This is a genomic window from Herminiimonas aquatilis, assembly GCF_042665175.1.
Lineage (GTDB): Bacteria > Pseudomonadota > Gammaproteobacteria > Burkholderiales > Burkholderiaceae_D > Oxalicibacterium > Oxalicibacterium aquatilis.
In genome coordinates this window covers 346,116-360,539 of the sequence record NZ_JBHTCC010000001.1, presented here as the reverse complement: position 1 = coordinate 360,539, position 14,424 = coordinate 346,116, and the positions used below count along the sequence as shown (strand labels likewise).

Below are 14,424 nucleotides of genomic sequence, written 5' to 3'. Positions count from 1 at the left end.
GCAGTAGCGAAATCGGTCACCGATATTCGTCCGGTCAATGAAGTCGTTATCAGCGCGGATGCATTGTTGCAGGCGGATGCAAATCTGAATGTATCGTCCGGCACCAGCATCACTTTCAATCGCGATCAATACAAACTGATCGCGCGTACCGATACCTTTGCAGGCAGCGCGATCCCTATCGATGATGTCGATTCGACGGCGATTTTGTATCAAACCAATACGATTACGGTCGCGGCTGGCGCCAACATGCGCAGTGCGCGCGACATCAATCTGAATGCAGAACGCCTCGGCTATGCCGACATGACCAGCCGTGCGAAAGCCGTCAACTGGGCGAGTGCGATTGCCGATGCCATCAACGGTTCTGAATCATTCAGTGGTTCGCTCGACAGCAATGCCGATGGCATAGTCACCATCAACGGTACGTTGACGACTGGTATCGCCCGTACTCAAACCTTGACATTGAACTGGGATCCAACCAGCACTGCCAATCCTGCCACTGCGGTTGATTACGGCATCGTTGGTGTCGTAACCGGTGATGGCATTACTTATCGTGTAGTTACCGAGCCTTTGCTCACAGGTCTCGCCAAAGAGTTGCAGAATGCGCAATCACAATTGGCGGCGTATCAGTTCTCTGGTAACACAACCTTGATTACGTTCTACACGAACGAAATTGCACGTATCAAGGCCGATCTTGCTGCAGAAGGTTTGCTTGGCGATCGTGGTCAATTAGTCGATAAATCCGTCACGACTGTGTACGTCGATCCAATCTGGGCACAAGCCGGCATCATCGACATTCGTGCCGACGTCGTCAAAGGCACAGGTAAATTTGACGCGCCAGGTGATGCATCGGTCGTCATCGTTAATAACACGCCGGCGTTCATCAAGCTGATGGGTATCACGATTCCTGAAAGTAATGGCGGCCTGTTTATCAATGGTGTGCAAGCTAGCAGCAATACGGAAATCACGGCACTCAACACAGCGGTGACAGGTGTCTCGACTACAGCTACTTTCAATGCGATTACACAAACTGCGACAGCAAATCCACCGCTGATCTCGGTGACCAACAAATTTAATCCTGCCACTTACACACCAGCTCCAGGACGTGTGAATTTTGCCTCGCCTGACATCACAGTGTTGGGAGCAATCACCAATCTGGGTGGCAACCTCTCGCTAGTGATTGAAGGCGGTAGTGGCGATATTCAGATTTCTGCACAAGTTCGCGCCAAGAATATGGCGATCGTCACAGGTGGCAACGTCTATATCGATGGCGTGACTGCGTATTCGGTTGGCGGCGAAGCTTTGGCAGCATGGAAAACTGTTACCGACACCATCATGGCTGGCACCGACGGTGTCGCAGGTAATGCAACTTCAGCTGCTGCATTGGCTGCGATTGCTGCGGCAAAAGCTGCGGGTCCTGCCAGTGGCGTGGTGATTGGTTACAAAGATGGCGCACCGGTGTATTCAACCGTATCCATGCCAGGCGTGAATTTGTATGCGGATCGCATACACATCACGGCGCAATATCTGAACGTGAACGGCGTGATCCAAAGCGGCAAGGATAATTACACCCTCACGATTACGAATGCGACCCGGACCGAGATTGAAGCAATTTCCAGCAATGCGACTGGTCGCGTGCTGTTGAAATCAGCATCGAACGGTGACTTCAATGTGTTCTGGAATACAGCAGACAAACGTATCGAAATCGATGAGCTGCGTGTCAGTGGTGGTTACATTGAACTCGACGCACATGTCACCAACACCGGTGCCGGTGAAATCAAGCTGCTGGGCGGATACGCCGATGTGTCTATCGACAATCAGACCAGTTACGATCTGGTGATCAAACGTATCGATACTTCGGAACGTGGTAGCGGTAAGTTGTTGATCGTTGATCGCTCCAAACCTGTCGTTGTTAACGGCGTCGCCACGCAACCATTCACCGTTACCTTGTATGAAAAATCAGGTGACAAGGTTACGGTAACCGTTGATAGAGGTATTGCAGGACAAGCGCCTGTCTCAACAGTCGTCGATAACATCAGCACTTACGATGTACAAGACGGTCAGCGCTACGGCTGGGCGATCGCACAGGAAGCCGCGGAACGCAAGTCAGCTACCTATGGCCAAAGCAGCTGGCTGGGTATCGATGCATTTGCTGCTGATCCAAGCACGATCAGATGGGAAACTACCGAACCACTGGGTGCGCCTAAATTGATAGGCGGTGCCGCTTACTATTACACCGGCACAGGTAACGATTTCGATTATTCGTACAACCGCGTGGATACCGGTACCAAAACCTATCAGACCAATCAGCACACTACGAGCACTTGGTACGGTAAGGAAACGCAATGGACGACCTTCGTCCAGGAAAATAAATTTACCGACATTCACACGTTCTCGATCAAAGCTGATCACGATATCAAGATCAATTTCATCGGCGATAGCAGCAGCGATGTCACCGTCAAATCAGGTGGTTCGATTCTGCTGGGGGGGACAATTTCCAATGAGTCCGGTACAACTACGCTGATTGCAGGCAATCGTATTGACCATCTGGTTGATAGCGCTTATGTCGGTGGTCAGATCATCAACCTGACAGCGACTAACGGTATTGGTACCAATTCGGTCAGTGGCAGTACCACGCTGATCAATGGCTTGAACACCGATTTGTCGGCGACACCAACCTACGATTTCACAACCAGCTCTGGTGCAACATCCGTTTCTAATGGTACGCAGATCAAGTTGTCCACCACCTATAACGGTGGCGGTGTGGCAGGTAAAGTTTATAAATATATCGGCAGCAGCACCTCGCTCAATCTGGGTGCGCAAAATTATTCAGATACCAGCAAATGGCAATTGACGACGTCGAGCAGCGCTAGTTACGTTGCTGATAACTCGGCAAAAATCGTTGTCGGTCAGAAGGTTCTGATCGGTGCCGGCTATGCAGCTGGCGGCGAAGTCGGACAGGTCTACAAATACATCGGCGATGCAGCCAAGATCGATTTGGCGACAGCCAACTATACGGATACATCGAAGTGGGTGAAGGTTGAATCCTTGCCTGCGTTGAATGTCACTGCTGGTGGCAAGGTGCTGATCAATGAAATCGTCGGTGACATGGCGGTTGGTGCAATCCGCGCTGGTGCTGGACAAGCTGTCACCTTGACGGCGCAAGGTTCGATACTCGCGGCAAAAAATACCGATGGTCGCGTTGGTGCGAAAACGCAGGCAGGCGGCTCGGTCACGCTGAACGCACTGAACGGCAGCATCGGTAGCGCGGCACAAGCAGTGACGCTTTACTCCGGCAGCACTGCGGTTGACACCATCATCGCGTTGGCGGCACAAAACATCTATCTGACCGAAGGCGACTTCGATGCAGGTGGAACCAGTGGCCTGGATCACATGCGTATCGAATTGATCGAATCGCGCTCTTCGAACGGAACAATCGTCTTGACAGTCAAGGATGGTTCGCTGATCGATGGCAACAAGTCGCAGGAAGTTGACGAACGCGCACGCGAAGAACTGCTGGGCGGTGTCTGGAAAGATCTCAATTTGACGGAAGGTACCGGTGCTTTGCAAAAAGTATCCGACACTATTCTTGCGTACAAAAACGCGAAAGAACAGGATTACCGCACTTATTGGAAGTATCGCGAACAGCAGGCGAATCCTGCTGTCTACGATGCAAGCTTCCAGGTTCATCTGACAGCTGAACAGTCGGCGTATTACACGAGTGTGCTTGGTTACAGCACAGCGCAAATCACTACGCTGGAAAATAAACTGACGTCTGAATACGCAGAACTTCACGCTCGCTATGGCAGCGTGGGCAATACGTATAACGCAGCGTACAGCTTCGACATCACGTCTGGAGATGGCTTGGCAGAAGTGAATCAGCTGAAGTCGACTATCAAAGTTTGGACTGAAGCAGAATTGTTGAACACGATGAGTGCCGGTTTGTTGAAAGCTGCGGCCAATACGCAGGTGAACATCGAAGCACCGAACATCATCGGTAAAAACGTGACGATCAATGCGTCGAATAATGTCGGTAGCAATGACACTTCGTTGACGATTACATTGCCAACCAATGGCTCGCAACTGGTGCTGACGCCAGAACAAAAACTGGCGTTTGCGGCAGCCGATCGTATTGATGTGACTTACCTTGCCGGTAATCCTATCGTCAACACGACGGTCAACTTCCATGACAACCAAACGTCTAACGACACGATCACACGTACCGGCAGCAGCTGGACTTCCAGTGGCTTGGCAGCGGGTATGCATATCCAGATTTCCGGCGCGACGGGTAATGCAACTGACAAAGGTGAGTCGTATCAGATCAAGAGCATCACAGATGTAACCGTCAATGGTGTGTTGACCAGCACCATTACGCTGACATCAGGCGCAACTCTGGTTAACGAAACCGGCAAAGTCATCACGATGACGCCGATCGCGCTCAATCCAACACGTTCTGATGTGGTTTCCGCAGCAATCAACTTTGCGTTGACCGCAGGCGTACCAACGATCACACGCACTGATGGTGGCGATTGGCTGGCTGATGGCTTTGCTGCAGGTGAGTTGTTCCAGGTTTCCGGCAACACGAAAAATTCGACCGGCAGCACGGTCTATTACACGATTGCCAGCGTCACGGAATCGACCATTACATTAATCGCTGGTACTACACTCGTTGCCGAAACCGGCGTCGAAGCGATCTTCACACCGAAGGTCACGAATCCAGCCGCATTGCGTCCAGCCTTGACAGCAATCGTTATCGAACGTCGTGACGATGTTAACGTCGATGCTACTGGCCGCGTCAAAGTCACTGCAGGTAACGAGGTTTATCTCGGTTCTGGTCAGTTGCAGCAGGCGATGAATATTGATCAGGTCGTAAGCACGAATAACAAGGATATTCGCATCAAGAGCAAGTTTGGCGTGGTCAACGATGCTGCGGTTGCCGGTAGTGCCAACGTTATTGGTAACGATCTGATTGTTGAAGCAGGGCAGGGCGCGATTGGTTCGATTTCAAAAGCGCTGCTGACCAACCTCACAGGTACTTTGACTGCACGTTCGTTTAATAGTCTGTACATCACAGAGATTAGCGGCAATATGTTGCTGGAAGGCGCTCAATCGACGACAGGTACCGTGCATCTGGAAGCGACATCCGGCTCTATCCTTGACGGTCTCAATAGCGACACTGCAAAAATCGCTGGTAATCGGATTGAGCTGGTTGCCTCGGGTGCAATCGGTGCCAGCGGCAATATGCTGGAAACAGATTTGACAGCGACGGGTACTCTGCTGGCCACTGCCGGCGGTGACATCTTCATGTGGGAAACCTTGGGTGACCTGAATCTCGACGTCATCCGTTCTACAGGCGGCGATGTCACTTTGGGTGCCAGCGGTTCCATCCTTGACGTCGGCATCGTTGCTGATGTTGACGCATCGCGCCCAGGTATCGATATTTTTGCTCGCAGTATTTCGCTGACGGCTCAAAACGGTTCCATCGGTCGCTCCGGCAATGACATCGACATTGATACCAATAGCGGCAATCTGGCTGGTACTTCAGGCACGCTGACTACTGTCAGCATGCAGGACACTTTCATTATCGAAGTGCTGGGTAACCTGTTCATCAATGAAATCGGTACTGGCGTCAATGCAGTTGGTAATACTGCATACACGGCGTTTATTGCATCAGCCGGCAGTATTTTCAACGGACGTTCCGACAATGGCAGCAATATCACATCTGGTCGCACCAAGTTGTTTGCGACTGATGATATCGGTACTGCCAGCAAGCATCTGACGACTAAAGTCGGTACCTTGCAAGGCAATGCAACACTGGGTAGCACCTATATCTCGAATACAGGAGCGATGACATTAGCAACGCTCGACGGCGCCAACAGCGCAGCGATTACATCGGGCGGTACGGTTGTCATCACAACCGCCAGCCCGATGACGGTCAGCCAAAACGTTGACGCGGGTGGCGGAATTACGCTGATCGCGCTGGATAAAGCTGGTGGTACTACAGACAGCATTGTCATCAAAGCTGGCAAGACGATTGAAAGTACGACCTCGTTCGTGCATATCAAGGCAGGTGATGACGTCACCGTCGAAGCTGGTGCGAGTGTCATTGCCAAAACCGAACTGACTATCGAAGGCGATTATCAAGGCGATAAAGACGGCAACGCAGCATCAGCAGGTCAAGCCAACATCGATGTCGGTGGTAGCACCATTACGATCAACGGCACCTTGAAAGCAGGAACACATATTGATTTCCTGGGCGAAGTCGAAGCGGATACGATCATCGTGTCTGGTACTGCTTCCATCACGGCACCTATCGTTAATTTCAGTGGTGCCAAAGGCAACGACAAGATCGATCTGTACGGCATCATCAATGCAACTACCATCAACGTCCACGGAGATGATGGTGACGATACGATCAACGTCTGGGGTACGATCAAAGCGACCCAGTTCAATCTGTATGGCGATGCGGGCAACGATAATATCGCGCTCAATCCGGATAGTGTGACCGCCGGTTTCAACGCTACCTACAATTTGATCTTGCAAGCCAATACCAATATTGAAGGCGGTACTGGTGAAGACACGATGTCAGTTAGTCATTTATTGACGATGACGACATCACACAATGGCGTACGTGATCAAATTTCGATCAATGGTCAAGGTGGCACGGATCAATACATCATCAATGTCAAAGGCAACTCCGACTACATCGTCAACATCAATGACAGCGGTGCACCAGCCGATGGCGCGGATCAACTGACGATCATCGGCACCAATACCGAAGATACATTCCTGGTACGCAAAAACTTTGTAGCATCGATGGATGCACTTCCTGCTGTAGCGGGCGATCAGGTTCATTACACCAACCTGGTCGAACGCATTAACTACAACGAAAGCATCAACGGTCGTTTGCTGATCAATGGTTTGGATGGCGACGATTCGTTCTACGTCGATGACAACTCGACCATCACCACTCTCGATGGCGGTGACGGTTCGGACTACTTCCAGTTCGGTCAGATGTTTGGTTCCGTCCGTGATACGACCCACGTCGCTTTAGGTGATGAAATCGAAACGGTTCAAACCACGCTCGGCTATCTGTCGCGTGGTATCAGTTTTGCTACCACTGCATTTGGTGGCGACGGCGATGATCGCTTCACTGTCTACAGTAATAAAGCGCCACTGAAATTGTTTGGCGAAGCCGGCAACGATGAATTCGTGGTGCGTGCGTTCTTGTTGACCGGTACCGGCCTTTCGGTTGCGGATACGCAATTGAACGGCGGCAGCGGCGACGATCACATCGAGTACAACATCAACGCGCCAGTCAGCATCGATGGCGGAACTGGTGTCGATACGATCGTTGTAGTTGGTACTGAAGCGTCCGATAACTTTGTCATTACCGACAAGGGTGTGCAAGGTGCAGGTCTGAATATCGACTTCACCGGCGTCGAGAAACTTGAAATCGACGGCATGGAAGGCGACGATCACTTCTTCGTTCTCGGCACTGCAGCTGGTATGGTCACGACGATTATTGGTGGTCTCGGCAACGATACGATTGATATCGGCGGCGACGTTACCCAAAAAATCGTCTCTAAAGACGTCGAAGGCACTAGCGGCTTTATCAATCATGCAGTCAGCAGTACTGATCCAGCCTACAACGGTATTTACGCTGAGGGCATCAAGCTCAATGTGGCAACTGGAGCAGTGGGCGCAGTCGGTATCAAGCAACAGGCTGCAGGTGATTTGACGGTCGTGGAAAACGGCGCATTAGGCACCGACACAACGTATTACAACATCGCGATGAACGTCGCGCCGCCGACATACGCGAATGCTGCGCCGATTTATTTGACAGTATCCGGTACGCAATCGAATAGCAAAGACACGGCTGCTGGCGGCAAAAGCATCGAGGTTTCACTTGATGGCATCAACTTCTCGCAATCGCTGGTATTGACCTTCGATCCAAGCGCTGCGGCTGGCTCAGTCAACGATTGGCTGCGCGACCAGAAGATTTATGTGCGCGCAACTGGTGACCTCGCAGCAGAAGGTGAACGTGTAGCGATGATCAGTCATTCGATTCTGAGTGCAGATCCAGCGTTCAACCACTTGCTGGTCGCCAACGTACAAGTTCGCGTAATCGACAACGATCAAGCTGGTGTCATCTTTACGCAGACATCAGGCTCAACTCAAGTGCTCGAAGGCGATACAACTGGCGATACGTATTCGATTTCATTGACCAAATCTCCTGCGGCGAATGAGATTGTCACCGTGCATCTCGGTTTTGACATGATGCAACTGGCGATCACTTCGGCAGTCAACGATGCTGCCTTGCAGGCACGCATCGATACTGTGAATGGCACCGTCACATTCGATAGCAGCAACTGGAATACGCCGTTCGTGGTGCAAGTGACTGGCGTCGAAAACTCGACACCAGAAAACACTGCTGGCGTCGTTATCAAGCATAGCGTCACCAGTGTCAGCACCAACGGTGGCGCGCGTGAATTCGTCAACGTGGATACACAAGACCTGACAGTTGATGTGCGAGACAACGATATCGGTGGCGTACTTGTTGTTCAGTCTGAAGGTTCAACTCTGGTATCCGATACCAGCGACGAGTCCTACACGATTCAATTGACCAAGCAACCGACGGCTCCTGTCACGATCAAACTGCTGTCCGATGGCAAAACATTGTTAAGCAGTTACGATACCGATCCACGTTTCTCATTGATTGATGGCGTACCTAGTGTCACCTTTACAGCGGCAAACTGGGATCAGGCATTCAAGGTCAAGGTCGCGGTTAATCCGGATGCACCACAAGTAGTAGGTACGCAACCGGTACAAACCTATCCACTCCAGCAGCACGTCGTGGCGCAAGTTAAAGGCCCGCTCTTCATCGAAGGCAGCGCCATTGAAGGTCGTGACCGTTCGCTCAAAGTCGCAGTCATGCTGCCGACCGAAACCGATACAGCTTTGCCTATCGTTAATCTGGAAGCGCAGGAAAGTACCAACACCGATACGCTCAACATCTTCAATGACGGCAGCGTGTCGAACGACACCGGTACTTTGGGTAAGGTGACCAACACGAGCGGTCTGTCAGCACTGTTCGGCAACAATGCAACCAACACAGCTGCCAAGCTGGCTGAATTCGCCAACCTGCAAGGTCTCGGCATGGGCGCTGGCGTGACACTGAACTTCGGTACTACGCAAGTTCCTGAATGGCGCACCTTCGATTCCGGCATCACGTATCACGGTATCGAAATCGTCGATGTCATGCTCGGCAAAGGCGACGATACCTTCACTGTTGCGCATACAACAGCAGGTGCTGTCACAGTAATTCAAGGTGGCGGTGGCAGCGACAAGCTTTACGTCACAGGCGGCGGTGGCGCTGCAGCACCGTTGGTCTTGTTTGGTGATGCGAGCCAAGACGGCAAATCCTATAACTCAACCGTGCTGGACATTACGGGTCACGGTTTTGCATTCAGCAATTTCGGCGATGACTTGATCGATGCGCGCGGTGCGGGTGGCGGTGTCACGATTTATGGCGGTCAGGGCAACGATACGATCTTCGGCAGCGACTTTGATGATCAGATTGCCGGCGGTTCAGGCGATGACACCATCAATGGCATGAAGGGTAATGACCATATCTACGGCGATGCCGGCTTCAACATCGATTTGTCGAAACGCTTCAGCGTTGCCGGCGACATGCTGACAGTTGTCAATGCTGCTGGTGCTGGCGATTACATAGCGACGCGCGATAACCTCTCAGTCGGCAACGATACGATCAATGGCAACGAAGGTAATGACATCATCATCGGCGATCACGGTACGATCACGCAGATCGCTGGTACCAAACGCTTGCTGAGTAACGGCAGCGTGACGGAGATCGCTACATTCAACGACACAACTGGTGGCGCGGATCTGATTACAGATCGTTCCGGCAATAACATCGTGTTCGGCGGCATCGGTGGTGACACGATCACGGTTGCTGGTATCAGCAATATCGTACTCGGCGACAACGGCAAGATCGTGTTTACTGCGGATGCGAGCAAACTGGTTTCGATTGAAACTACCGACTACGATTCATTCCTCGGTGGTAACGATACGATTACTGCGGAAAGCGGCAACAACATTCTGTTCGGCGGCGTCGGTGCAGATATCATTACCACCGCAATCGGTGACGATACGATCTTTGGCGACAACGGCAAGATCGTTTACAGCGCTACCGGTATCGCTTCCTTGCTGCGCGCAACGGACACCAAAGAAACATCCGGCGGTGCTGACATCATCACAACCGGTAGCGGCAAGAAATTTGTCTTCGGCGGTGTAGGTGCGGATCAAATTACGCTAGGCCTTGCAGCTTTGGATAACACCAACGGTATCGTCAATGGCGACAATGGCTCTATCCAACTCGATGCTACCGGCGCGTTTGCGTTGCAAGCTGCGAGCGAAGGATATCTGGCTGCTAATGGCAGCCTCGGCGGTAACGACATCATCAAAACCGGCGATGGCAACCACGTGATCATCGGCGGCTTTGGTGCTGATCAAATCACTACGCGTAATGGTGACGACACGATCTTCGGCGACAACGGTGTCATCACCTTCAACGCGCAAGGTAAATTCGAAACCCTGGTTTCGACCGGCGACAGCGTAACCAGCGGCGGTGATGACACGATCACGTCGATCAATGGCAACAAGATCGTTATCGGTGGCACCGGCCTAGACATTATCAATGTCGGTGCTGGCGACGGCATTATTCTGGGCGACAGCGGCACCGTTACCTACGATACCGCTGGTATCAACGTTCGACGCATCGAGAGTCTGGCTGGCGATACCAGTTATGGCGCAGGTGACACCATTACTGCGGGTAACGGTAAGCACTTCATCATCGGTGGTTTCGGTGCAGATACGATCACTAGCGGCACCGGCAGTGACTACATCCTTGGCGACAACGGCAATATCGTGTTGAACGCGACAGGTAAAGTCACTTCGATAACCTCGAATGTCGACAGTACGATTAGCGGCGGCGCAGACATCATCCACGCAGCTGATGGCGACAAGTTCGTCATCGCTGGTGTAGCGGCAGATGAAGTTGTAATCGGCACTGGCACCGCTAACGGCGCATCGATTTTTATCGGTGACAACGGTCGTATCACGTTTGATGCTGTCAGCCTTCTGCCTCAATTGATTGAAAGTCTTGATTACACAACCGGCCTGCTCGGCGGTAACGACACAATTCGCACTGGCAACGGTAACAACGTCATCATCGGCGGTATCGGGAACGATACGATAACAACGGCTACCGGCACGGATTACATCATCGGTGACAACGGCAACATCATGTTGAACGCGGCCGGTAAGGTCACGTCGATGACAGCGAATGTCGATAGCAATATCAGTGGCGGTGCAGACATCATCCATGCAGCTGATGGTGACAAGTTCGTCATCGCTGGTGTAGGTGCAGATGAAATCGAAGTCGGTACTGGCACAGCTAACGGTTCTTCGATCATTGTTGGCGACAACGGTCGCATCACGTTTGATGCTGCAGGTCTCTTGCCACAAGTGATTGAAAGTCTCGATTTCTCAACTGGCTTGTTGGGTAGCGATGACACGATTACTACTGGTGACGGCAATCACTTCATCATCGGTGGTATTGGTGCCGATACGATAGCAACGGCAACCGGCCGCGATGTCATCATTGGTGACAATGGTGTCATCACATTGAACGCAGCCGGTCTGGTTATTAGTGTTGATGGCACTGTCGATACGCTGGCAACTGGCGGCGGCAACGACACTATTACTGCAGTTGACGGTAACAAAATCGTGGTCGGTGGTATTGGTGACGACAGCATTACACTCGGCAATGTGGATAGCGGTAGCAGTATCGTACTCGGCGACAATGGCCTGGTGACCTTCAATGCTGCCGGCACGATCCTGCGTCAAGTGAAGAGCACCGGTTACCACGAAGGCTTTGGTGGTGATGACTCCATCGAAGCAGGTAATGGCAATCACTTCATCATCGGCGGCTTTGGAGCAGATAAGATCACCACCGGAAACGGTATCGATTATCTGTTTGGCGATAACGGTATTATCGATCTGGATACGGCAGGTACAGTGGTCTCGCTGGATTTCAGCGACGACACGCTGGCTGGCGTCGGTATTCTGGCAACGGGCGGCGTCGATATCATTAGTGCAGGCAACGGCGACAAGTTCGTCATCGCCGGTACAGAGGGCGACACCGTCACGGTCCTGGCTGGCAACGGCTTGATCGTCGGTGACAGCGGTAAGGTCACCATCGATGCCAACGGCATTACACGCACGATCGAAAGCACAGGCTATCTGGCTGACCTCGGCGGTAACGATACGATCAAAACTGGCCATGGTAATCACTTCATCATCGGTGGTTTCGGCAGCGATACGATCACGACTGGCACTGGTACCGATTACATCCTCGGTGACAACGGCAGCATCACCTTGAATGCAGCCGGCAAAGTTACGCGTGTGGATTCCAATGTTGATACGAAGTTTAGCGGCGGCGATGACATCATTCATTCCGATGACAGCAACAAGTTTGTCATTGGTGGTGTCGGCAAAGACGAAATCGTCGTGGGTGCTGGCAACGGTATCTTCCTCGGCGATAACGGCTTTGTTGAATTCGACGCAGCAGGCAATCTCGCGCAGTTGATCGAAACCACCGGCTACCTGACTGAAACGGTCGGCTACACCACCGGACTCGGCGACGACGATACGATCAAAACCGGTAATGGCAACCACTTTGTCATGGGCGGCGTTGGCAACGACACCATCAACACGGCGAATGGTCTGGACTACATCTTCGGTGATAACGGTCGCATCGTATTGAATGCAGCGGGTATCACGACTTCGTATGAATCATTCTTCGATACTGCAGTCAGCGGTGGCGATGATGTGATCGTCACGTTGCAAGGCCTCAAGCATGTGATCGGCGGCTACGGCAACGATCGCATCACTATGGGTGATAGCAACAACATCGCATTTGGTGATAACGGCAAAGTTGACTTCGACAATGCAGGTAACGTGTTGACCATGGTCAGCACCAATCCGGCAGTTGGCGGCAATGATGTCATCGTGAGCGGCAATGGCCGTAACGTCCTGGTTGGCGGTATCGGTAACGATGATGTGCGCGCAGGCAATGGCGGCAACGTGATCTTCGGCGATAACGGCGATGTCACACGTGACGCCAGCGGCAAATACATACGTATCGTGACAACCAATCCAACTATTGGCGGCAACGACATGATCGTCAGCGGTAACGGCGAAGATGTCCTGCTCGGTGGTAATGGCGCAGATGAACTGTTTGGTAATAACGGCTTCAACGTCATCATCGGCGACAGTGGTTTGGTTGAATACACCGATGGCCTCGTGTCATTGGCGCAAACCATTGATCTGTATAACGGCGGCAGCGATATTCTGCACGGCGGTAATGATCTGAGCGTAATCTTCGGTGGCTTTGATAGCGATCTGTTGCACGGCAATTTCAACAACGACATCATGGCCGGCGATTATGCGGCTGCCTACTTTGTTCAGCGTCAGGCGGTATCGGTGGTGCGCTTCGGTTCTGCTAACAACTCGCCGGATTTGATTGCTAATAAACAGGACAACGTGTTTGTTGCAGCGTTGGCAGGAGCGACGCAGTCGAATCCAAGTCTGCAATACGGCGTGACGTTTGCAAATCGTATGGATGCTTTGATTTCCAGTATCTCTGCGACCGGCGGCGACTCTCTCAGCTTGTTGAATTTGCGGGCTAGAAGTTCTTCCAGTGACTCGTCGACCTCGTCCAGCTCGAGCCGTAGCAATAGCCCAACGCAAACTGCTGTTAATGACATCAGCGAGTTGGGTGACTTGAATGCGTTGCCAGCTACAGCGGCAGGCGTCGAAGGTCTGACGGGACAAGATGCGTTTGAGCAGCAGCCTGTCGATTGCACGATACCAAATGTTGATGGCAGCTTCCCGACGGTAAATTGTGCAGCTCCCGTTGTGCCCGATGCAGCACCTGCAGTTGAGGCAGCACCTGTTCCAGCGCCGAGTTCAGACGCAAGTGATGTCGTTCCTGCAATCGACAACGTGGATATCGCGTTCGCTGGTTTGGCTGGCGCACATGCACTGAAACTCGGTCGTAGCGGTAAGGATGCAATGCAATTTGATCCACGTACTGGTAAATGGAGCAAGGCTGAAAAATCGACGCGTGCTCGCACAACGTTTGATCCCAGCACCTTGTTGCAACAAGCAGAAGTGGTTTCCTCAAATGCGGTAGTGAAAGCACCGGTCGCTGCACGCAGCTGGCTGGATCGCATCACTGGCGTGGCTGAAATTGTCGAAACGCATACCGAAGCTGCGGTGAATACCGGTAACTCATCCATCGATTGGAATAGCAAAAAAGAACCGGAAACAACGCCTTGA

1 protein-coding gene (cut by a window edge) is annotated in these 14,424 nt (G+C 52.1%); it reads left to right on the top strand.

Going from position 1 to position 14,424, the window contains the following annotated elements:
• On the top strand, positions 1–14,424 hold the 3' portion of the coding sequence (locus ACFQO0_RS01665) for a DUF4347 domain-containing protein (RefSeq protein ID WP_382232313.1). 17,097 nt of this gene lie to the left of the window's left edge; the window shows 14,424 of its 31,521 coding nt (coding positions 17,098–31,521); the start codon falls outside the window, past its left edge; it ends in the stop codon at positions 14,422–14,424.